The sequence below is a fragment of the Rhizobium sp. MHM7A genome, assembly GCF_005862215.1.
GTDB lineage: Bacteria > Pseudomonadota > Alphaproteobacteria > Rhizobiales > Rhizobiaceae > Rhizobium > Rhizobium bangladeshense.
Window position 1 is genome coordinate 1,153,497 of record NZ_VCHT01000001.1, and the last position, 21,420, is coordinate 1,174,916.

A 21,420-nucleotide genomic window follows, 5' to 3' on the forward strand; every position below is an offset into this window, starting at 1 on the left:
ACGATTTCTCTATGAGCATGACTGAAAACGACCACGACACCCTTTTGGTAGACAATATTGCGTTCGTATCGGCCGCAGCTGCTTGCGCACGATATGATGAGAATTTCCAGACCATCCCGAACAGGGATGTCGTCTACATACCTGCAGCTCTACGCCGTGAAGCACTGGCAATCGCTTCGCTTGAAGGTGCCGGTGCACGAAAAGAGAACCTTGCTCGACTCCTGGGCAAGCGGGAACTGACCAATGTTGAGCGAGGCACCCGCATTGCTCTGGACATTTACGACGCCCTAAAGCTCGTTGTGTCCCTTGGCACAGACCTGCCTGATCGTCAGAAAATCATTGAAATATTTGAGGTATCCGATGCAAGCTTCGGCCGTGTCCGGCGACCAGAGTTCCTTTGGAGTATCGAGAACGATGCTTTGTGGCTGCAGGGCGAACTGATCGAGGTCGCGGAGAAGAATGATCCATGGGCATGGATGGAAGTAATCCGCACAATCTTCAATTCGGGGCGTTTCTCCAGCACCGCGATCCGGATGGCGTTGCTGATGGCTCCTATCTGCCTGGCTAAGGCGTTTGATTGCAAGTCTCCGATCCTCGGAACTGCGGAAGGTGTGCGACGTCAGAACGATGAGGTTCGGGAATCTTCTACCTCGGCCATCAATTGGGCTTCCGTATTTACGGGAGCGGTTGCCGATGGGGTCAGGATTGAGACCGGGCTGATCAAGGAGATAGCACCCGGCCGCGCTACGATAGCCGCACTGTGTCCCATTGGCCGCTCAACATCCAGCATAGGAAGAGCAATCGACTACATGCTCGGAATGCCTGTCTTCTCCATGAAAACACTGGCCGAAGCCCTCAAGGTCACGGATCGAGGAGCAAAGGATATTGTCGACAAGCTCCTCGACGCTGATCTCCTGGAGATCGAAGGCGGAGTGAAACAGAACAGGCTCTTCATATGTCGCCGAGCCCTTTGAAAGAAATCCAAGCTCGAATCGAACTCGCTTTCACCGAGCTTGGATGCAAAATTCCAGTTGTCCTCGAAAATGACGAACTGATCATCCGTGATCTGGTAATCTACGAAGATGCCGATGAGACCTTTGTCGTCGAAGCCTCAAAACCGGAAACTCCTTTGTTTCGCTTGGAAACCTCCGCTTTAAACGACATAGCGGCGTCGGTCGCCATCCACGTCTGCAAAGGTGTGGTGACACGCGCCATAGCAAGAAATTACGGCTAAAATAATCGCAATTCCTTACATATCGCCTTTTTAACTTGCACTGCCTTCACGTGCAGCACAGCATAAATCCGTTAGAACATCTGTTTCTCGGGGGCGGCATGCGCGGTCACAAATTGATCATGGCGATCTTCTGCGCGTTGATTTTCATCGTGCCGTTTCAGGCTTCAGCGGCAAAGGGCGGAAACTGGCCAGGTACTCGTGAACTATCAATGCGCATGAAGGAAGCTGGTCGTGTGGTCGAGGCCTATCGGGCGGCCGTGTCTTACCAGGCAAACAGCGGAAACATGGTAGATCGAGAATTCGTGGCGGGATGGATCGCCCTGAGAAACCTGAACCGGCCGGATGTCGCCCTGGCACACTTCAAGAGCATGACAAGCTACATCCCGCTTCTGCGGGAAGGGGAGCGTAACGTCGCTCGTGCCAAGGCCGGATACTGGCTCGGCCGAACGCTAGAAGCCCAGGGAAGAGCTAAGGACGCCAAGATCGTTTATGGCGCTGCAATGGCGTACAGCACCACTTATTACGGCCAACTGTCGGCCTCAGCCGCAAACGTTTCCATCAGCAAAGCCCATGTAAATCAGGCATCAGGCTCGTTTCCGGTGAAGGACCTCTACTGGCACGACCAGAGAGCTAGAAAGGAACTTGTCCTGGCCGTCATTCGCGAAGAATCCCGCTTTAAGCAGACCGCCACAAGCGGCAAAGGTGCACGAGGCATGATGCAGGTAATGGACGGCACTGCTCGGCTGGTCGGCAAACAGGAAGGCATCAAGATCGACATCAACCAAATGAAAAACAACGAAGCCTACAACATCGCCGTTGGAAGTCGGGTGCTTGGGGATTTGATGGGCGAATATAAGAACACGGCTCTCGCGCTCACAGCTTACAACGCCGGTCCGCTAAGAACGGAAGAGTGGCTGAAGCGTTTCGGAGACCCGAGGGGTGGACAAACGGACCCTGTGGATTGGGTTGAAAACATCCCGTTCAAGGAAACGCGTGAATACGTTCAAAAGGTCATGGGTAGCTACATCACGTACTTGACTATGAGCACGACGAAATAAAACTCATTTCGATGGTTCCCCGGCCTTCTAACGCTCGCCTTGGTGAGAATGTCTTATTGGACACCAGACTATCAGGAGAAAGTGTCCGTGGATTGTTCATCTGAATTTCATCAATGAGAAGCTATCAAGCGCATCCGGCGAGTTGCGCACTAGCGCGGCAGTTTTAAGTGATCTCATCGCTCACAATCTCATTACCTTACTGAGCCCGTTTTCGTTGATTGGCAAAGCCAACAAACAAGAACGTCGAGAACCAAGGTCCTCGACGAATGATTAAGCGCGACTATCGGAAACGATCAATATCAAAATCGCTGCACCGAAGGTTTGGCGTAGACGATATCGCTTTTCGGGCGAGATGCTTTCTTGATCGTCTTCCCCACGTTCTGGAACTTCTCAGGAGTGGGCTTTACCTCCGAAACGGACGCGACCTCCGGGACCGGTATTACGGCGGCGGCGGTTTCTGTATTGATCACCTGCCCGGGCTTCAGATTAGGACCAATATCTGGAAATTTGAAACGCTCCTCGGTAACAGATTCCTGCGGAGTAACCAGGGCGAGAGCGGTTGTCGGCGCAGCGGCCTCAGACTTCGGCTTTTCCGGCGTCTTCTGAGCCATGGCAGTGGGCACTACAACCGGTGATGACGAAGTTTTGATCTCCTGAACCGGTGCAGGTTTTCCTGACAAAGAGGCAACAAGAGCCTCAACTTCTTTCTGGTCACGGCTTGGAATTTTCTGAAGTTCCGCTGTCCTTGTCGATGACGTAGGTGACGAAGGATCGCTCGCATCGAGGCCGCCCGCCATCAGTATCGTCTTGATATCGTTGGAGACTGCGGCCGTCCCCTTAGCTTGATAGGACGCACTATGCTCTTTGATAATGTCAGCGTTTACCGCAGAACCGGTCGTCGTGCATGAGGACACGAGAACGGTTGCGCACAAGATTCCTGTCATGCCAAACAAATGTTTGAAATTCATTTGTCACCTAAATCGAAGGCTAAGTTAACATAGCCTAAATCGAGATGGTCGAGCCCACAAGCCGTGTCCTCAATTTCTTGACTTGGCTATCTTCCGGCTGAATTATTGAAATGCGGATTTATTGTAATAAGGAATTCTCGGTGAAAAGCATTTTTGGCGCGGTTCTCGTCGCACTGACGTTGGTGCATCCGACCATTCTGGCGGCTCAGGAAGCTCTCAGTCCCACAGAGGTCAACGACACCTCGAACCAGGTCCCCTACAAAATGGTCAAGCTAGACGATCCGCGCTTGAAGAAAATCTGGATGGATAGCGCTGCCGATGACAGCTGGTGGCACGGCTATGACAAAGGCAAATACGCCAAGATCGCAGAATTCAAAAATGATCTCGGACAGAATGTTGTGATGTCCATCTGGGTCGACCGGCAGCAGTGTGCCGACATGAATTGCCCTGTCCGCGTAATTGTTGCAGGCGAAAGAATATTCAATGATCAGGTCTGCAGGTTCGAAGAAGATCACACACTTACCGCCACAAGGAATTCTGCATTTCTATGTGACTACGTGATCCCGCTCAGAACGTCGAAGGGTGAGGAAAACTGATGAAATCTGGTCGTTTATTTTCTGCTTTAATTGCAGCGGTTATTGCGTTCACGCCTCCGTCGTTCGCCGCCGACGATGCCATTGCGAAAAAAGCCGATGGTGAAGCGGTTACCGAACAAAAGTGCGATATCGATGCGTTGAAGGCGAAGTTCGAATCCCGAGGTTCCGGAAACTATCAGGCGGACAATAACAAGGGCTACATCGGTAAGTTCCAGATGGGCGCGGAAGCACTCGAAGACATGGGCTATCTGAAGAAGGGGACGAGTAGGAACCCGGACGGCTCGATCAATTACAAAGCCACATACAATCCAGCCAACTGGACCGGGAAGGATGGCATCAATTCTGCTCAAGACTGGATGAGTAATTCAAGTGTTCAGGACTTGGTGGAGCCGCTATGGCAAGCAAAGCAGGCAAGTTACGCCCTTAGTGAAACAAAGAATGCAATTGCCAGTGGAGCCCAAATTCCTGGCGGATGCGGTCAGATGTCTCAGGGTGCTTACTTGATGGGTGCGCAGCTGATGGGTCAGGGAGGCGTTAATGAATTCCTGAAGAGCGGCGGTTTCTGCGGTAAAAAGGGCCAGACGTCGCCATCAGGCTACACACTGGGCGCGAGCACCACCGACGCGAACGGGATGTGCGTGCAAACCTACATGTGCGCTGGCTCTTCGTGCTCTGTCACGAATAAGGACATGAGTAAGAAAACCTGTGTCCCGACGATGAAGATGATCAACGAGATCAGCTGTGCGAATTTCTCGGGCGCGACGGCTGCATTCTGCCGCCGAACGCAACCTTACCTCATGACACAGGGTGAATGCGATTCCGCTGAAGCCATGGCTGAAAAAGAGCCGAAGGGCCCGAACAAGGAAAAGTGCGAAAACCTGACATTTGGCCCAGGCACCGGCTCTTGGTCGTTCGCTTTGGCCTGCTCCTGGGCAAAGGAAGTCGTTGCCGACCAAGACGGCATGGACAACAACCTTCAGCAGCCAACAGGCCCGGTATCGGACCCCGCATGCATCCAGAAACTTCAAGGCATGGGGGTGCAGTTCAATTCACTTGGCCAGGTTTCGAATGGAACCTACGGCGGCACATCATGTTTTATTGAAAATGCTGTTTCACTGTCTGGTACGGCACTCCCCTTCGGCAAAACGATAACGATGGCATGCGATACAGCAGTTGCAATGGAGAACATGGGGCTAAAGCTGAAAGGGATAGGAGTATCTGGTTACACGTCCGACATTTCAGCTATCCGCACTTGCGGCCCTAAGCGTGACGACCGTGGCAACATCCCAGGTACGATCACGGGTCACGCAAAAGGATGGGCTGTCGACTGGGGCGGGTTCATTTATGGTGGACAAGCGGTCTCAATGGCTCAGGTAAGAAACCCTTCCGCCCCATTCTATGCAATCGCCAATCAGGTGAAGGCTATTGCGTGCTCAAGCTTCAAACTCGTCCTTACGCCAACTTACGCGAATTACACGAAGTTTGGCCACAACCACGTCGAATGGGGAAACCAGAGCGGATGCAAATAACGAGATCAATCAAGACGATTCTCCTGGCGACGTCGATTTGTGGCAACATCGCATCTGGGGTTGTCGCCCAACAAAATAATCCGCAAGGACTTCAATCTGAGATTCCAGCATTGTTGGTGAAGCCGCCTGTCGAGGCGGACTCTATCCCTGATATCGTGAGGGACAAAAAGGAACTGGATAACGAGGAAGACGGCAATGAACTCGTGACGGATAATGATGTGTTTTATGAACGTGGGTTTATGGACTTCGATTGGCAGACACATACCCAGTACGTGCAGCAAGTCCTGAACGATGTCGTTCTTCCGGACTATATAAAGAGAACAGGAAAACAGAAGCCGGATAACCCATCTATTGATGTTGCGGCTGCAATGATCACCAACCCATATTTTAATGACCTGATCGTGCAATCGAGACTTCCAGGTGACTGCAAGCCCGATGGCTGCCTGGTCCAAATTTATTCGCTTGTCGGGGAGGCCTGGGTGAAGAAGTTTCAGGCAACGACTTTTACAATAATGGCAAAGCCAGGCGAGAAACTCGGTACCGTACTGATTGGGCTTGTCGGGAACGATGAAGTTCCATCGAGGACGGTCATCTGGACGGGATCGGTTTTCAAGGAAATGTGAACTGCCACGGCTAAGCTTTAGCCGAACTGACCAGGATTTAACAATGGATCGAGTGACAATAGCGAAAGGCACGATGCTGTACCACGGAACCGATTCTGCAGGAGATTTCGCGATCCCGGATGGTCCCTGCTGGTTCACCTTAAGACATGAAGACGCGATTCGATGGGTCGGTTGGTCTGAAAGCCTTCCACAGGGTCGGGAACGAGGCCTCGGGCGGGTCCTGGTAAGCGAAACAATCGACGACATCGATCTCGTCGACGTTACAGCTCTGAAACGCTGGGAAGCCGTGGCAACGGCCGTTTGCGATGATCCAGAAGCCACGAGTTATGCCGTAGCAAATGCATTCTTAAAAAATGGGATTGTCGGATGGATTGGCGACCGGGAAATCATGCTCACGAATCCTGGTCAAGCGCTCAAGGCGAGAGAAGTTATTTATCTTGAACCCGAATACGGTGCACCTTCCTTGAAGTGACGCCAGACGTCGCCTTTCTACGAAACAGATTTCATAATGGATATATCTGGTCGCGACGCGGCCTTTTTGTTGCCCTCCCGTCAACGAACAACACGCATCCCCAAAAAGCAGAAAGCCACCCGATCTTCCGAAGGGGTGGCGTTCGTTCTCAACGGGCAGATACTTAGCCCTTGGTCGGGAAGCTCGGACGCTGGAAGAAATTCGGCTTCTTCAAGCCTTCAGCCGGTGCCGAAGGAGCAGGGCGTGCCGGTGCCGTCGCAGGCTTTTCAACCGGCGATGGTGCGGGAGCAGGCTCTACAACGACCGGGGCGGCTTCGGGCTGAATCTCCTCGGCTACTTCTTCGACAAATTCCAGGACCTCTTCAGCCTCTTCGAGAACCAGTAGCTCATCTTCAGCCACTACTTCATCACTGGCAGCATCTACCGGGCCGACGATTGTCTGGTCGTCAGCAGAAGTCAGGTCAACCTCTTCGACCGGCTGTTCTTCTTCGACCTCAGTCGGAACATCGGCGACCTCTTCAACGACAGCGGCTTCCTCGATCACGTCAGCCTGAACGACGCCTTCAAATGCCGGGAAGTCCTTGCCATTTTCGAGTGCGCGGACACCAGCAACGAACCAGGTGAGGGCAGAGGAAACATAAGCGGAGTCTTCGAGCATGTTGGCGACGAGACCACGCATTTCGTCATCCAGGTAATCAGCGCCGCTTGCAGACTTCACCGTCTCCAGCGTCATTGCATCGAGGAAATCACCGAGAGAAAGCGGGCGGTCCTGCGATCCAAGGTAGACAGCGAAAGCAGTCGTTGCGATCAGGTTGTTCAGATCACCTGCAGGGACGTTGGAATCGATCAGCTCAATGATTTCATCCTTAACTTCGTCATTGTTGACTTCGTTAACGACATCGGCGACCGCTTCTGCAACAACCTCAACGGTCTGCTGTTCCTCAGCACCAACTACGACCGCTGCAGTTTCCGTTTCTACTGCAGCCATATCGGTAACGGCAGCCGGTTCGACGGCTTCGGTGGAAACGACGGTCGTTGCCTCAGCTGCAGAGGTATCATCTTCGTCACCCTTGCTGCGACGCTTACGCTTCGGCTTGGTCTCGGATTCGTCCTTGGACGAGCCGCCGACGGATTGAACCGTGGCAAGGATTTCTTCGAGCGGCGAACGGAGGTCGGCGTAGTCTTCGCGATCCGAAACAGTGGAAAGCACGTCGCGCAAGGAATCGATCACCTTACGGGCCGAGGCTTTCGAAAGTTCCGGCTCAGCAACGACTTCCTGTTCGGCGACCGGCTCAACTGCACTGAACACGCGGTTCAGGTCTTCGGCTGTCGACAGGATGGTGGCCTTGGACAGGCCGCTGTTGTCGAAGCCAGCCAGAATGGTATCCAGGTTGGCCTTGGCAGTGGTAACGCCTTCTTTTGCGGTCTCGATATCGGCGCGCGCGGCTTCGACAATGCCCTTCGCGGTTTCAAGCTGCGCCTTGGCGGCATTCAGGCGGTTGTTGGCACGATCCACGCCGAGAAGCGCATCACCAACGACCAGGAATTTCGTTTTATCGAACATGGTAGCTCCGTTTTCAGAATGTGAATGAAAGGCGGGACGCATTGCTTGCGTCCCGAATTGTCTGTGATCAGGCGGTGGCCGCTGGCTCTTCGTCCGCGACTTCGTCACCGTTGACGCGGAAGACCGAAACGATCTTCTGGTCTGCGGCCAGACGGAACATCCGAACCCCACGGGTCGCACGGCCATAGACCGGAACCTCAGAAACACGGGTGCGGATCATCTGACCACCATCGGTGATCATGACGAGGCCGTCAGACTCTTGGACAGGGAAACACGCGACAAGCGCACCTGTCTCAGGGTTGATATTGGCAGCCTTCGTGCCGACGCCGCCACGCGAAGTCCTGCGGTATTCGTAAGCAGAGGAACGCTTGCCAAAGCCCTTGGCGGATACCGTGATGAGCAATTCCTCACCGGCAGCCATCTCGGCCATGCGCTCCTGGGTCAACGTCGTCGTTTCCTCGACACCATCGGCATTCTTGGACGTGTGGGTGCCACCGGCCTGGTAAGCATCACGCTCCTGCGGCGTCAGCGGGAAATTCGAAACCACGCTTGCATCGTTGACCGCATCGTCCTTCTCCAGAATGGAGCCATCCGAACGCTTGTCACCAGCACGAGCCAGCTTGATCGCACGAACGCCGGTCGAGGCGCGGCTGTTGAAGACGCGGAGATCGTCAACCAGGAAGCGGCAGCAATTGCCTTCCTCGGTCGAAATCAGAACGTCATCGGTGTTTCCGGCAAGCAGAACCTTGACCAGTTTGCCCAGCGGCTCGCCATTATCACCTTCAAGCTTGATGGCGATCTTGCCGTTCTTGTTGACCTTGGCGAAGTCGGTTGCCGAGTTGCGGCGAATGTCGCCGAAATCGGTGACGAACAGGAGGCTGAGTTCAGCAATCTCTTCAGGATCACGCGGCATGACGATAACATTAGTAATGGTCTCGTCGGACAGCAGATTGATGAAGTTCACAATCGGGCGACCCTTGTAACTCGGGTTGCCTTCCGGAAGCTGGAAAGCCTTGAGCGTATGGGCAATGCCGCGCGACGTGAACAGCAGAAGTGTCGACTTCGTGCTGCAGTGAAGCGCAGTCTGGATGAAGTCGTCTTCCTTCGTTTCCATGCCGCTGCGACCCTTACCGCCGCGCTTCTGCTCGCGATAGGCACCAAGCTCGGTACGCTTAACGTAGCCGGAATTCGACAGGGTGACGACGATGTCCTTGTGCTCGATCAGGTCTTCATCATCGATTTCATCGGCGTCATACGGCTGGATTTCAGTCATACGCGGCGAATGGAAGCGATCCTTGATTTCCTGCATTTCATTGCGAACGATGCCGTCGAGGATCGAACGCTCGTTCAGAACCGAGTTGTGGAACTCGATCTGCTTCACGAGGTCACGAGCATTGTCAGCGATCTTCGAGGTTTCCATACCCGTCAGGCGGCCCAGGCTCATTTCGAGGACATGCTTGGCCTGTTCAGCCGTCAGACGGTAGTTCGGGTCAACTTCGAAGTCAGGATCGGCAGCGAAAAGGAGTTCTGCCAGTTCCCCTTCCGTCGGGAAGTCGATTTCCTGCAGACGAGCCTGTGCGATGCTCTGATCGCTTGAAGTCTTGATCGTGTTCACGACAAGATCGACCTGCGAAACAGCGGCATACAAGCCGATGGTGTAGGTCAGTGTTTCGCGCGCCTCATTCAGTTCGAAAATCGTCCGCTTGCGCACCGTCTGACGGCGGAAGGCGACGAATTCGCGGATCATTTCCGCCATGCTCATGACAGACGGCTGACCGTTCGAACCGAGAACCGTAGAGTTATAGGAGAAGGTCGTGACGAGGTCGGTCTTCTTCTTCAAGAAGTTGAGGACGATATTCGGATCGGCATCACGCTTGACCTCGACAACGATACGCAGGTCTTCTGCAGTTTCGTCGACGACTTCGGCGATTCCGTCGAGTACCTTGTCGTACTCCTTGTTGGTCTGGCGAAGCTTGTCCGCGACCTTACGCATTTCGTTGATCTTCTTAACGGTGTTCGTGGCGTTGGTGCCCCACGGCATTTCCGTAATGATGATCTGCGTCTTGCCGCCCTTTGTTTCGACGATATCCCAACGACCGGCGACGCGGATCGAGCCACGACCAGTCTCGTAGGCCTGGCGGATGCCGCCCTGACCCATGATCACGCCAGCGGTCGAGAAATCGGGACCCGGCATAACCTGCATGATGTCATCGACCGTCGCATTCGGGTTGTCCATGATCAGGAAACACGCGTCGATGGCCTCAGATAGATTGTGAGAAGGGATTTCGGTCGCCATACCGACGGCAATACCGATCTGGCCGTTGACGATCAGGTTCGGCCAACGAGCCGGGAGAAGGCGAGGCTCCATTTCCTTGTTGTCGAAGGTCGGGATGAATTCAACCGTACCCTTGCGTAGATCGGTCACAAGACGTTCAGCAAGACGGTGAAGTCGGGCTTCGGTATAACGGTAAGCAGCCGGAGGATCGCCATCACGGTTGCCGAAGTTACCCTGGCCATCAATGATCGGATGACGCTGGACCCAGTCTTGAGCAAGGCGGACGAGAGAAGAGTAGACAGCCTGATCACCGTGCGGATGATAGTTACCGATCACGTTACCGACGGTCTTTGCGCACTTTTCATACGGCTTCGATGCGGTATTACCCTTTTCAAACATCGAGTAGATGATGCGGCGGTGAACGGGCTTGAGGCCGTCGCGAACGTCCGGAAGTGCACGAGCGACGATAACGCTCATGGCGTAATCCAGGAAGGATTTCTTCATTTCGTCTTCCATGAAGATCGTCTTGCCATCGGTCACGGCAGCGACTGCCGATGGCTCGTGATCTTCTGGAGAGAACTGGTTTTCGATACCCATTTTGAGGTCCTTGCTATTCAAAAATTAAAAGAAGCGAGCGCCAAGCGGCACCTTGCGGCCCGTTGATACCCAGGCAACAGCTGGTGCGGTTTCGACGGGCTTTTGCAGGGCCTCAACCACTTCAACTGGCGTTGGGAAGAATTTCGAAGATGTGCCGCTGACCTCAACAGGGTGTGAGGAGGGGACGGGCGCGGCAAAACCGACCTCATCACCCGTAGCAGTTTCTTCAGCGGCGATGCTGTCGGCAACCACAACTGCGTCCGTAGACACGAGCGTATCGACAACCGGTTCTGAGGCAATTTCCTGAACGAATTCCTCAACGGCATCCGCAAAAGCTTCCTCGGTAGCAACATCGAATTCATCGGCCGAAGAGAGTGCCGGAACATCAATTGCTTCAGGCATGACAACTGCCCAGACAGAAACGGGAGGTTCCCGATAATCAACGATACCGGCGACCTTGGCTTCGTCCTTTTTAGTCACGTAATAAAGGCTTCCATGGAGAGTGCCCTGGGTGTTGCCTTCGAGAACATGACAGACCGCAATTCCCTCGACATAGCCACCGATCTGCAAATGCTTGCAGAGGATATTGCCCTTAACGGAGCCGGAACGAGTGATCGTGAGCTTTTTGCAGCGAATATCGCCGACGTGCTGATCACGAACAATGATTTCACCGTCCAACTGGTGCTCAATGTCTAGAACTGTGGTCATAAGGATTTCTCCAAGGATAATTCCTTTAAGGATAGTGGCCAAACCAATCGCCTGTCAACAAAGTTTGGCCGCTCAAAAGGAATTCTTGACGAAATTAGGCTACCCGCTCAGCCTGCTGAGAGCCTTCGATCTGAGGGCGAAGTTCTTCAGAGAATTCCAGGGAGACCGTAATCTGAAGTGACAGAGTTTTGGGCGACTTGATGACAATCGTCACACCGCGACCTTCACTATCTCGCAGGTCCTTGTACGCCGCGTACGTTTTACGGAACTTGTCCGCATGCTTCATCAGAGTGCGTCGAATGGCACGATTAACCTCAGTGAGACTGATTTCCTTCTCACCAACTTCGAAGCGCACGGGGATTTCATTCGCAGACGTTGCGAGGGCTTCAGACATAAGGAGTTCCTTCTGGAAAATACGATATTAACATGATGACCCACCCATCAATTTTCGCAAGCACTACAGTGCCGAATTTATAATGAGAAAAATTATTCAGTTCAGCCGCGAAACAGCCTTCGAGGTAAGGGTAAGCAAGCTTAAACAACAACGACAGACGCGTTGAAAAAGGTTGCCCGCAAGCGGAATCAACCCGTTTTTCACAGCAGATGTCCTTGATCCCGAGCCAGGATAACCATGGCCGAGACCAGGAAGAGATGGTCAAGAACACAGCCACGGCGGTGAGATGAACGGCGGGGAAAATAAGCAACAATGAAGGTTTCGCCACCAGCTAGGTTTAAATCGAACGGAATTATGACCGGAGGCATATGCCACTGTGTGATGACAGTAAAAATAGACATAGGGAAATAATTTGGGATGTTAATAATCTCCTAAAGGGAAGTGGTTCCTTGAGGAAAGATTCAAGGTTAATGAGGCCGTGGAATTTTCTAACAATGGTTTCTAAGGAGAAGCTATTAGCACAGGGCTCAAGCCGCAGGATTTATCTTCTTACTCTGGGCAATATAAAGGTTTTAATTGAGGTTTTCCATTTACAACCCTTTATGACTTGAAATCCTAGCCAATAGGTCTAAATGGATGCCATCCCACTGATTCATCACCGACCAAAAGGAGCGATAGATGAGCGAAACCATTGAGACCCAGGACAAGGGTGGCCTCGTTGTCCTCACATCCGACATCGTATCTGCGTACGTAACGAACCATGTAGTTCCGCAAAGTGAACTCGCCGAGCTGATCGCTTCAGTGCACGGCGCGCTTCTCAGGACGACTGACTCGCCGGTTAAGGTAGAAGAAAAGGTCGAGCCGAGGAAGCCTGCGGTATCGATCAAGAAGTCTGTTACCAATGAAGAGATCACCTGCCTTGAATGCGGCAAGGCCTTCAAGTCTTTGAAGCGTCATCTCGCCACCCATCACAGCGTGACACCGGAAGAATACAAGGCAGAATGGTCGCTGCCGTCTGATTACCCAATGGTCGCTCCCAGCTACGCAGAAAAACGCTCGGCGCTCGCGAGGGAAAGTGGATTGGGACAAACCCGCCGTCGGGCAAGTCAGCGTAAGGCAGCCTGATCCGCCGACTGAGGAATGCAAAAAGGGCGGCTACCAGATCGGCCGCCCTTTTTGATTCAACACGATCTCTGCAGCCCACTCATGTCCCTTAGATGTCAAGCGTAGCGCGAGCAATTCAATGAGGCGATCCTTGTGCATGTAAGCCAGGCCGGGCCGACAGGTTTCCGGCAAAATCGCTTGTGCACGCACCTTCTCAGCCTTCTTAAGCAGCGATACCGACAGACGCTTATCCATAACCTCGCTGAGGATGCCGAAGATAAGCGTATGCATCTCGATCATATAACAAACGCGGAGTTCCGTAGAAGCCTCCTGATCACTGATACGAACAGGGTCGCACTCGGTCAAAGCAGAAGATAGTTCGGCCGCAGCCGAGACCTGATCCTTGCGACCAAGAAGATCGACCAGATGTCTTACGACCGAATGGTTATGCGACCTGCGCAAAGGCGGCATGTCTGCATCCATAATCTCATAGGGAGATTTGAAGAGGTATTCGAGAACGTAGATGCTGCGCTCGTCGCACTTCATGAAATTGGTCTTCGCGACACCCTCGATGCGTAGGTCTTCGAGATGTGCTACACCTTTCAGGAGCAGATCGTTCAACAACAACACACGCGGATCGTAACCGTTGGCCAGGGAAGTCCCGGCCAACGGCAATGCTTGAGCCATGCTCACAGATCGATCTCGGCAAGCTTGGAGTTGTCGATAATGAACTGCTTGCGCTCCGACACTTCATCGCCCATGAGAACAGCGAACAGTTCGTCCGCGATCTCGGCATCGCGCATCTTCACCTGAAGCAGAGAACGGTTTGCTGGCAGCAGCGTCGTTTCCTTCAATTCCGCTGCGTTCATTTCGCCGAGACCCTTGTAGCGCTGGATCGCAATGCCCTTGCGACCAGTTGCATCCGCGAGATCGAAAAGAGCGGCCGGAGTGAAGACCATCGACTTTTCACCGTTCTTGGCCGTGTATTCAGCGCCGGGGCCGTAGATTTCCCCCAACTGCTCAGCCATCTTCGTCAGGGCGATAGCGTCCTGCTTCTTGACGATATTGTTCGGGACGAAGCACTGGTTGATCACGCCACGATGTCTCCAGGTGATCTCAAGACCATCGTCAGTCACCTGACCAGACCAGCGTGTTTTTTCCGTACGGCTCGTAAGGAACTCAAGCAGCCATTCAAGGAGGCTTGCCTTGTTCTCTTCAGTCTCGAAACCAGCCGGATGGAAGAAGCCGCAAATTGCCATGGCGGTAACAACATCCACGCTGCCAACTTCATCGACCAGAGGTGCGATGTAGCGTTCAGCTTCACGAGCGGAGAGAGCCGCCTTGATCAAGGCTTCACCTTCAAGGACGCGTTCGTCTGCGAGCGTCAGGAACGTGCCTTCCAGGCCAGAATTCATGATGTACTGGTCCAGAGCAGCCTGGTCGAGAAGGTATTCCTTCTTCTTGCCACGCGTCACCTTAAACAGAGGCGGCTGCGCAATATAGATATAACCGCGAGCGATCAACTCCGGCATATGACGGTAAAAGAACGTCAGGAGAAGCGTTCTGATATGGTTTCCGTCGACGTCGGCGTCCGTCATGATGATGATCTTGTGGTAACGGGCCTTGTCGGCATCAAAGTGCTCTTCGCCGATGCCGGTGCCGAGCGCCATGATCAGAGTGCCGATCTGCTCGGACTGCAAAATCTTGTCCATGCGAGCGCGCTCAACGTTCAGCACCTTACCGCGCAGTGGCAAGATAGCCTGGAACTTACGGTCACGGCCGGTTTTTGCGGAGCCACCTGCCGAGTCACCTTCGACAATGAAGACTTCGGTTTCATGCGGCTTACGCGACTGGCAGTCCGCAAGCTTGTCCGGAAGCGAAGCGATATCGAGCTTGCTCTTGTTGCGAACGGTTTCACGAGCAAGACGCGCGGCTTCACGAGCCAAAGCGGCCTCAGCCATTTTCTGCACGATTTTCTTGCCTTCAGCCGGGTTCTCGTCCAGCCAGACCTGGAGCACTTCGTTCACAAGCTGCGTGACCGGGCCCTGGACTTCCTGCGAAACCAGCTTGTCCTTCGTCTGCGAGGAGAACTTCGGATCGGGCACCTTGACGGAGATGACTGCGGTCAGACCATCCTTGATGTCGTCGGCGGAGATCGAAATTTTCTGCTTGCCCGTCAGATTTGCTTCAGCAAACTGCGACATGGTGCGGGTCAAAGCGGCCCGGAAACCGGCGACGTGGTTACCGCCATCACGCTGCGGAATATTGTTGGTGAACGCCAGAATCTTGTCGCGATAACCGGTGTTCCACTGCATTGCGATGTCGATGGTAACCTCGACTTCCGCACCGTTACGGGTTCCCTTGCGGACGCCACGGATGACGATAGGCTTGGCGTTGATTACCTTTTCGTTGCGGTCGCTGTATTCGACCATGGCGCGAATGCCGCCCTCGTAGAGGAATTCCTTCGGGACAGAACCTTCAACACGCGCATCATGGAATAGAACCTTCACTCCGGAATTCAGGAAGGCGAGTTCACGCATACGACGCAGGAGGACTTCCTGGTCGAAAACGACAGCGTCGAAGGTCTGCGGCGAGGGCCAGAACGTTACGGTCGTACCAGTACGATTGGCCGGGACCGCCGGGCCGACGACGCGAAGGGGCTCAGCGACTTCACCATGTTCGAAAGCGATGAAATATTCCTGACCATTACGATAAACGGTCGCTTCAAGGCGCGTGGAGAGCGCGTTCACCACGGATACGCCGACGCCGTGTAGACCACCGGAGACCTTGTAGGAATTCTGGTCGAATTTACCGCCCGCATGAAGGTCTGTCATGATGACTTCGATGGCCGGACGATTTTCTTCCTTGTGCATGTCGACCGGAATACCACGGCCGTTATCGGTGACCGTAGCCGAGCCGTCGGCATTCAGCGTAAGAGTGACGGTGTCGCAGTAACCACCCAGCGCTTCGTCGATACCGTTGTCGACGACTTCGTAGATCATGTGGTGGAGACCAGAGCCGTCGCCAACGTCACCGATATACATCCCGGGACGCATACGGACAGCTTCTAGACCCTTCAGGGCCTTAATGCTGTCCGCGCCATAATCGGCAGCGCCAGCTTGTGCCTTCGAGAGAGCGGCGGATTCGGACATAAGGAATTCCTTCAAAAAATATGCAGATGACATTTGTGTCGGCAGAAAGGAGTTCTGTCAACTAATTGTCGCTGGAGGATTCTGTTGAATTTATTGTCGGCCACGGAAAGGAGTATGAAAAGAGCGATGCTAAAATTTTTTTTGAAAATGAGAGTTGACACCTGCGCGCCAGTTTGTCATTTATAGGATCAAGTTGACGCGACACTTGTTGCCGCGATTGGTGGATGAAAGAAGCAGACCGATGAGAACCAGGACAAACACATGGACGTGTTGGACACGCTACAGGGGCTCCCCTGAAGGCGATGGTGGTTGTCGGGTTGGTTTCTGACACACAGCATCCCCAGGTGAGGCCCGAACGCAAGTTCCGGGCCTTTTTCTTTGCCTGAAATCAAGGGTTTATAGAGTTTGCGGGTATAGCTCAGTTGGTAGAGCGGCGGTCTCCAAAACCGCAGGTCGTCGGTTCAAGCCCGGCTGCCCGTGCCAGTTTAGAATGGTCGGAAGGGGTAGATATGAGTGATCATTTTGAGGACTTGGTCCTCCTTCTGGAACCAGGGAAGCGCCCCGAGCCTGAGCTAGTTGCTCGGCTCGGGGCGGCAGAGGAAAGACGAAATTCCGAGATCAAACGTGTTCTCGGAGAAATGGAAAAAGGGAAGTACGAAATCGTCGATCTGGAGAAAGACGAGTATTGACAGAAAGGAATTGCCGCTTTAACTCAGCTGGTAGAGTGCGTCATTCGTAATGACGAAGTCAGGTGTTCGAATCACCTAAGCGGCACCAGAAATACCAGAATTCCTTGAAAATAAGGAGTTCGCCCTTATAGCTCAGTTGGTAGAGCGGCTGATTTGTAATCAGTAGGTCGGGAGTTCGAGTCTCTCTGGGGGCACCAAATTATTGGTTTGAAGCGCGAAACCTTTCGCTGCATGCAGGCCAAGGAATACGTTGATCGAAAACACCGTCGATCAATATGGGGATGGCCTGATGGCGGAGTGGTGACGCTGGGGACTGCAAATCCTCCCACCCGGGTTCGATTCCCGGTCAGGCCTCCAAAAATCTCCGCTCTGGAGTAGCGGACAAGGGGTGCCTTGAGAACGCTCCACCAAATTTAACTTTGCAGTCCACGCAAGTATAGTTTGGTTCCTTAGCTCAGTGGATAGAGCAACTGCCTTCTAAGCAGTAGGTCGTAGGTTCGAATCCTACAGGAATCGCCAAGTTCGGCCAAGTAACTCAGTGGATAGAGTTGCTCCGTCCTAAGGAGCGGGTCGGGGGTTCGAATCCCTCCTTGGTCGCCAAACCTTTCGAGCTTCATATCGAAGCAGTTTTGGACCGTTTTATACCCGAGGATTAATTTTGACTGACGCACCGAAAACCGTGAAAGACGGCATTGCCGATTATCTCAATCACTTTCAGGACTCGCCCTATTCATTGCCGAAGTCGGGATATCAGCGGGTTGAGGGTGTTTCGACATGCAAGGGGTCTTGGGTTCGCAGCCTAGATCGCTAGGTCACATCGAAGCCTGGCTACAACAAGACGCAGAGAACGTTTCAACTCCTGCTCGACTTTCGGTCAACGAATTGAACCGCGTCGCCTACCTCCCTTGGTTACTCAAATTCTCGGACCCGTAGATGGGTCTAATTCCTCGGTGACAAATTCAGAGAACTCCGGATTTGCAACCAATTTTTCAACTTCTCCATTCCAAAGCACCTGGTTCGAATTCTCTTTCTGAGTTTCAACCAGAACCAGGGAGGCTCGGCCCTGAACAATGTTGAGTCGAGCATAGGTGCCGGTAATGTCTGAGTCGTCCAAGCCGAACCAATAGCTTTCATGTACCTTGGAATCAGGGCCATCAATAATCGACCAGCCCGCTTTTTGGGTGGTTTTATTGAGCACGCCAGTCCAGTCAATCATCGTTCGCTCCACTACTTATCGATATCATTAACTCATAAGGTAAGGCATACGACTATATCATGCCGGGAAGGGTTATGCCTTGCGCCAGCAACTCTTCATCACGGCGCAGCGCCTCTAAACTCATGGACGTTCATCGACAGTTCTCGGACGATTCCCACATCTGGAAGACATAGTTCATCAGCGGCGGCATGAGATCAATTAGGGCACGGGACCAGAAAGGGTTTCTTGATCCTCCGTATTCGCCGCCTTCGAAGCTGCGGCGCAAATCCGCATTTTTTCGATCATCTCCGGATGCCAGCCTTCCCGGCTACCATATTGGATGACAAGAGAGGCTCCGGTATCGGTCAGGGATTCACCATCAACGGCCACCCAACCCTTGTTGATCATTCTCTCAACACGCCGCTCCGGCTTGTCATGGTTCGAAGCCTTGGGCAAGTCACCGCCGACAAGGATCGCCCGAGCCGTGATGGCTTCCTGAAAGGTCATTGAAATTGCCTTTGCCATGCCCCTGTTACCCCAATTTGGTTCCGCCAACAGAATATAAGGAATGAACCAGCAACCACAAAGGTCTCAATCCCGTATAAGGACGATATTCGTGGTCCAAGTCCTGATGCGGCCAAATGCCGTTTTACACGAGTACGCCCCCTCAGCTGGCCTTCAGAAGGTAGCTGTCGTATTCATTTGCTGCTGCGCCTTGCCACGCATCACCGCTCATCCTCCGAATACCGATGGGGTCCCAGAAATCCCAACCGATTTGCCGCAGGACTAGAAGGTCAGGATCGCTGCTTATAGGGGAACTCCGAAAACGAACAAAGAGAACAGTGAGACGACAACCAAAGGCGCGCTGCAACCTGAAAAGAGGGTGCTTCTGTTGTCCCTACCTCACCAAGATACATCCCAGACACCGAAGACTTGAAATCAAGCACCTCAAAGCCAGGATACGTGATAGCGGCTGCAAGGACGTCGAGGCCCAGCTCTATCGCTAACAGGACGCCAGTCGAGTTGTCTCCATACAGGCAGGTGAGCTTTTCGAGACGGTTGGCGCGCTCAAGGTGGTGCCCGGCGGCGTTGAAGCACAGGACACCGACCACGAACTGCTCCGGCGAGCCCAGGACCGGCCGGTACAGGACAGGGAGCCTGTTGATCGAAATAAAGTCATCTGGCCTCCGAGGAAAACGGGAACGGTCCAATATCAACATGCATCACTCACAGCGCCAGTTGACGCGCAACAACCGTACGGACCTTCTGATCGTCATCAGCTGTCCACTTGCGCTTAAGACGCTTAGCAGCTTGCTTGCCATGAGCGGTGTACAGCGAAACCAGGGTAGCGGTCGCACTGGCATGCTTTGCACGGGCACTGGACAAGACCTCGTCACGCAATGCCTTGGAGATGATGACTGTCATCGTGGTTGTTCCTGTTCTTTCAACAAGGCTCGCACCCTTTCCTGCGCCTGCCAAGCGGTGACGCGTTCCACGGCTATAGCGTAAACCTCTTCAGCAATGCCTGCCTCTTCCAGGAAGCTCTCAAAGGACGAGCCTGCAGCCTCTCCTGAGAGGTGGTGTTTGGGTACATTGGACATTTGGACGGTCTCTAGATGACATTCGATAGTCACCAGCAAACATCAACATTCCAAGATCGGCAATAAAGATCGGAAATTTCCGAATTTTTTGCTCGCTAACCGCATGACAGAATTGGGTAAATTGAAATTTACAGATCGGCAATTTTTGCGGCATTTCGGCCGATCAACGAAACAATCTGCGCTTATTCGCTCTATGCGACAGCCGACCATAACGCCGGAAAAGATAATCCTCCGCCTTTCCTACGCGGTTATAGCCAGCGTCGTCGTTTTTCGCCTGGTGCGAAACGATGTCCTTCCAGGCTGAGAGTATACAGAGGAAGAGCAGGGCCGAAAGCAGGCCAACGAAACAGGCGACTACCCGGACCACGAACTCATACTCAGAGCCGAAACCGATCTGCCGAATTGCGGGAGCACCTGGTTGTGGAAGAAGAGCAGGAATGCAAATGCTGCCGATGACAGAAGCGTCCTTTCAAACCAAGGCATTCGTGGCCGTGGTATGGCGAGAAAACGCGAAACCCTCCTCGAAAATCCTTTTAAAAATTCTGCTGAACACTCTCTGCACGGTCAATGACAGAATCACCATCACCAACACTTGCCGCAGGGCGTCCTGGGCCAATGCCACAGTTCGAATCGGGCTTCACGCTCGGGAGCGTGAACATTTCACCCGCGATCATAGTAGCAGAGTAACCGGCAAAGTGGCATGGACACCAAGCCCATGCCCCAACGATTTAGATTAAGCGAAGGTTAACGGCTTTCGGCCCTTTACCAGTGCGATCAGGCTCTGTCTCAAACGTAAGCTTCTGACCATCCTTCACCGACTGAATTCCCGAAGCTTGAAGCGCAGAGATATGCACGAAGACATCCTTCGCGCCGCCGTCTGGCGTGATGAATCCAAAGCCCTTGTCGACATTGAAAAATTTCACGGTACCACTTGCCATATTACGTCCCTCCCGTTGGTTGGCGAGGAACCATGGTAACTTTAAGTTGATTTTGCAAGGGAAAACTGAAAAAAGGATACCCGCACGGAATATCGTGCAGGCTCCTTACCGATCACCTTGCCTTACATGTGATTTTCGAGACCATCCCGCAGGTCATTGGTGGATGTTTACACTCAAAATTATCGCCCATGGCTTTAGTGAAGGGTACGGGTCCAGCGGTTTGATCAGATACGGACTCAGCAAAGCCAGATTTCATTACGCTTCGACCGAACGCTAATATTTCTTATGCAGCACCTCGCCGACGATCACCCTCTTTTGGCGTGATGAACAGCACGGTAACAATTCTGGAGCCGCAGCGAGGACAGCGCAGACGACTGGAGACCATCGAGAGGGGAAAATCTCGGCCGCGCGTTGTTACCAGGGTCAGCATGTCGAGATCGTAGGTCCAAGTACATCGACGGATCGATTTAAGCCCTTCACGGTTGCCGTAAGCGCACCGCGCTTTCAACTGCCATCCTGCACTGAATGCTTCACCAATTGTCTCGACCATGGCTCATCATAAGACGTGAACAAAGGAAGAACAATAGCTGACTGCGGGCCTAAACACTGGAACGGGCGTCAACGAGAGACTCCACGTAGAGACTCCACGTAACCCAGCTCTCACATCTTGCCGAGAACGGCGGCCAGAACCTTCCTCGTTAGCTCGGAGGCTGCCAGGCGCTT

Annotated in this window: 24 protein-coding genes and 6 tRNA genes; 16 read left to right on the forward strand and 14 right to left on the reverse strand. The window is 53.2% G+C overall.

Annotated elements, in window-relative coordinates; translation table 11 throughout:
- Window positions 1-11: 11 nt before the first annotated feature.
- From FFR93_RS06630 to FFR93_RS06640, 3 genes are all read left to right on the forward strand, one after another.
- The gene (locus FFR93_RS06630) at window positions 12-974 is read left to right on the forward strand and encodes a hypothetical protein (protein WP_138392561.1); all 963 of its coding nucleotides are present in this window, start codon (window positions 12-14) and stop codon (window positions 972-974) included.
- Complete coding sequence (locus FFR93_RS06635) at window positions 956-1,234, forward strand: hypothetical protein (protein ID WP_138392562.1); 279 nt, start codon at window positions 956-958, stop codon at window positions 1,232-1,234. Before FFR93_RS06630 ends, FFR93_RS06635 begins: the two co-directional genes overlap by 19 nt.
- Before the next feature lie 98 nt (window positions 1,235-1,332).
- Window positions 1,333-2,292 carry a lytic transglycosylase domain-containing protein gene (locus FFR93_RS06640; protein ID WP_138392563.1) on the forward strand — a complete coding sequence of 320 codons (960 nt, stop codon included), beginning with the start codon at window positions 1,333-1,335 and terminating at the stop codon, window positions 2,290-2,292.
- A gap of 299 nt (window positions 2,293-2,591) precedes the next feature.
- Here FFR93_RS06640 and FFR93_RS06645 read toward each other — a convergent pair whose 3' ends face one another.
- The gene (locus tag FFR93_RS06645; protein ID WP_138392564.1) at window positions 2,592-3,260 is read right to left on the reverse strand and encodes a hypothetical protein; all 669 of its coding nucleotides are present in this window, start codon (window positions 3,258-3,260) and stop codon (window positions 2,592-2,594) included.
- Window positions 3,261-3,400: 140 nt separating this feature from the next.
- Between FFR93_RS06645 and FFR93_RS06650 the strand changes: the two genes are divergently transcribed.
- From FFR93_RS06650 to FFR93_RS06665, 4 genes are read left to right on the forward strand one after another with little or no spacing between them, the layout of a single operon-like run.
- Window positions 3,401-3,856 carry a hypothetical protein gene (locus FFR93_RS06650; RefSeq protein WP_138392565.1) on the forward strand — a complete coding sequence of 152 codons (456 nt, stop codon included), beginning with the start codon at window positions 3,401-3,403 and terminating at the stop codon, window positions 3,854-3,856.
- The gene (locus FFR93_RS06655) at window positions 3,856-5,385 is read left to right on the forward strand and encodes an extensin family protein (RefSeq protein ID WP_138392566.1); all 1,530 of its coding nucleotides are present in this window, start codon (window positions 3,856-3,858) and stop codon (window positions 5,383-5,385) included. Before FFR93_RS06650 ends, FFR93_RS06655 begins: the two co-directional genes overlap by 1 nt.
- Complete coding sequence (locus tag FFR93_RS06660) at window positions 5,376-6,008, forward strand: hypothetical protein (RefSeq protein ID WP_138392567.1); 633 nt, start codon at window positions 5,376-5,378, stop codon at window positions 6,006-6,008. Before FFR93_RS06655 ends, FFR93_RS06660 begins: the two co-directional genes overlap by 10 nt.
- A 43-nt stretch (window positions 6,009-6,051) precedes the next feature.
- Window positions 6,052-6,480: a hypothetical protein gene (locus FFR93_RS06665; protein WP_138392568.1), complete on the forward strand. Its 429-nt coding sequence runs from the start codon at window positions 6,052-6,054 to the stop codon at window positions 6,478-6,480.
- Window positions 6,481-6,643: 163 nt separating this feature from the next.
- On the opposite strand, the gene FFR93_RS06670 is transcribed toward FFR93_RS06665, so the two are convergent.
- The 4 genes from FFR93_RS06670 to FFR93_RS06685 form a co-directional block, all read right to left on the reverse strand.
- Complete coding sequence (locus FFR93_RS06670) at window positions 6,644-8,044, reverse strand: hypothetical protein (RefSeq protein WP_138392569.1); 1,401 nt, start codon at window positions 8,042-8,044, stop codon at window positions 6,644-6,646.
- A 67-nt stretch (window positions 8,045-8,111) separates the two neighbouring features.
- The gene (gyrA, locus tag FFR93_RS06675; RefSeq protein WP_138392570.1) at window positions 8,112-10,916 is read right to left on the reverse strand and encodes a DNA gyrase subunit A; all 2,805 of its coding nucleotides are present in this window, start codon (window positions 10,914-10,916) and stop codon (window positions 8,112-8,114) included.
- Between the two features lie 24 nt (window positions 10,917-10,940).
- Window positions 10,941-11,624 carry a polymer-forming cytoskeletal protein gene (locus FFR93_RS06680; protein ID WP_138392571.1) on the reverse strand — a complete coding sequence of 228 codons (684 nt, stop codon included), beginning with the start codon at window positions 11,622-11,624 and terminating at the stop codon, window positions 10,941-10,943.
- A 94-nt stretch (window positions 11,625-11,718) separates the two neighbouring features.
- Entirely contained in the window at window positions 11,719-12,018 is a 300-nt protein-coding gene (locus tag FFR93_RS06685; protein WP_138392572.1) for a hypothetical protein, read from the reverse strand.
- A 678-nt stretch (window positions 12,019-12,696) separates the two neighbouring features.
- Here FFR93_RS06685 and FFR93_RS06690 point away from each other — a divergent pair.
- Entirely contained in the window at window positions 12,697-13,143 is a 447-nt protein-coding gene (locus FFR93_RS06690; RefSeq protein WP_138392573.1) for a MucR family transcriptional regulator, read from the forward strand.
- 30 nt (window positions 13,144-13,173) lie between these two features.
- Here FFR93_RS06690 and FFR93_RS06695 read toward each other — a convergent pair whose 3' ends face one another.
- Both FFR93_RS06695 and gyrB read right to left on the reverse strand, forming a co-directional pair.
- Complete coding sequence (locus FFR93_RS06695; protein ID WP_138392574.1) at window positions 13,174-13,809, reverse strand: hypothetical protein; 636 nt, start codon at window positions 13,807-13,809, stop codon at window positions 13,174-13,176.
- Between the two features lie 2 nt (window positions 13,810-13,811).
- Window positions 13,812-16,274: a DNA topoisomerase (ATP-hydrolyzing) subunit B gene (gene gyrB / locus FFR93_RS06700; protein WP_138392575.1), complete on the reverse strand. Its 2,463-nt coding sequence runs from the start codon at window positions 16,272-16,274 to the stop codon at window positions 13,812-13,814.
- A gap of 407 nt (window positions 16,275-16,681) precedes the next feature.
- Here gyrB and FFR93_RS06705 point away from each other — a divergent pair.
- The 7 genes from FFR93_RS06705 (at window position 16,682) to FFR93_RS06735 (ending at window position 17,563) form a co-directional block, all read left to right on the forward strand.
- Window positions 16,682-16,757: transfer RNA gene (locus FFR93_RS06705), tRNA-Trp, on the forward strand.
- Window positions 16,758-16,783: 26 nt separating this feature from the next.
- Window positions 16,784-16,963, forward strand: a complete 180-nt coding sequence (locus tag FFR93_RS06710; RefSeq protein WP_138392576.1) for a hypothetical protein — start codon at window positions 16,784-16,786, stop codon at window positions 16,961-16,963.
- A gap of 12 nt (window positions 16,964-16,975) precedes the next feature.
- Window positions 16,976-17,051: transfer RNA gene (locus FFR93_RS06715), tRNA-Thr, on the forward strand.
- Window positions 17,052-17,084: 33 nt separating this feature from the next.
- A tRNA-Thr gene (locus tag FFR93_RS06720) sits at window positions 17,085-17,160 on the forward strand.
- Between the two features lie 86 nt (window positions 17,161-17,246).
- Window positions 17,247-17,320 (forward strand) — tRNA-Cys (locus FFR93_RS06725).
- A gap of 86 nt (window positions 17,321-17,406) precedes the next feature.
- A tRNA-Arg gene (locus tag FFR93_RS06730) sits at window positions 17,407-17,482 on the forward strand.
- Between the two features lie 5 nt (window positions 17,483-17,487).
- Window positions 17,488-17,563, forward strand: a tRNA-Arg gene (locus tag FFR93_RS06735).
- Window positions 17,564-17,876: 313 nt separating this feature from the next.
- Here FFR93_RS06735 and FFR93_RS06740 read toward each other — a convergent pair.
- The 5 genes from FFR93_RS06740 to FFR93_RS06760 all read right to left on the reverse strand — a co-directional run bounded on the left by FFR93_RS06740 (window position 17,877) and on the right by FFR93_RS06760 (window position 19,759).
- Window positions 17,877-18,179 carry a hypothetical protein gene (locus FFR93_RS06740; protein WP_138392577.1) on the reverse strand — a complete coding sequence of 101 codons (303 nt, stop codon included), beginning with the start codon at window positions 18,177-18,179 and terminating at the stop codon, window positions 17,877-17,879.
- 198 nt (window positions 18,180-18,377) lie between these two features.
- Complete coding sequence (locus tag FFR93_RS06745; RefSeq protein ID WP_138392578.1) at window positions 18,378-18,683, reverse strand: hypothetical protein; 306 nt, start codon at window positions 18,681-18,683, stop codon at window positions 18,378-18,380.
- A gap of 269 nt (window positions 18,684-18,952) precedes the next feature.
- Entirely contained in the window at window positions 18,953-19,270 is a 318-nt protein-coding gene (locus FFR93_RS06750; RefSeq protein WP_138392579.1) for a hypothetical protein, read from the reverse strand.
- A 115-nt stretch (window positions 19,271-19,385) separates the two neighbouring features.
- Complete coding sequence (locus FFR93_RS06755) at window positions 19,386-19,583, reverse strand: hypothetical protein (protein ID WP_138392580.1); 198 nt, start codon at window positions 19,581-19,583, stop codon at window positions 19,386-19,388.
- On the reverse strand, window positions 19,580-19,759 hold the full coding sequence (locus tag FFR93_RS06760; RefSeq protein ID WP_138392581.1) for a hypothetical protein: 180 nt from the start codon (window positions 19,757-19,759) through the stop codon (window positions 19,580-19,582). The genes FFR93_RS06755 and FFR93_RS06760 overlap by 4 nt, the downstream gene beginning before the upstream one ends.
- Before the next feature lie 443 nt (window positions 19,760-20,202).
- On the opposite strand from FFR93_RS06760, the gene FFR93_RS06765 reads away from it, so the two are divergent.
- Window positions 20,203-20,496, forward strand: a complete 294-nt coding sequence (locus FFR93_RS06765; RefSeq protein ID WP_138392582.1) for a hypothetical protein — start codon at window positions 20,203-20,205, stop codon at window positions 20,494-20,496.
- Here FFR93_RS06765 and FFR93_RS06770 read toward each other — a convergent pair.
- Both FFR93_RS06770 and FFR93_RS06775 read right to left on the reverse strand, forming a co-directional pair.
- On the reverse strand, window positions 20,488-20,697 hold the full coding sequence (locus FFR93_RS06770; protein ID WP_138392583.1) for a cold-shock protein: 210 nt from the start codon (window positions 20,695-20,697) through the stop codon (window positions 20,488-20,490). The two genes, FFR93_RS06765 and FFR93_RS06770, sit on opposite strands and share 9 nt — an antisense overlap.
- A gap of 283 nt (window positions 20,698-20,980) precedes the next feature.
- Window positions 20,981-21,247 carry a hypothetical protein gene (locus FFR93_RS06775; protein ID WP_171049118.1) on the reverse strand — a complete coding sequence of 89 codons (267 nt, stop codon included), beginning with the start codon at window positions 21,245-21,247 and terminating at the stop codon, window positions 20,981-20,983.
- Window positions 21,248-21,420 lie beyond the last annotated feature (173 nt).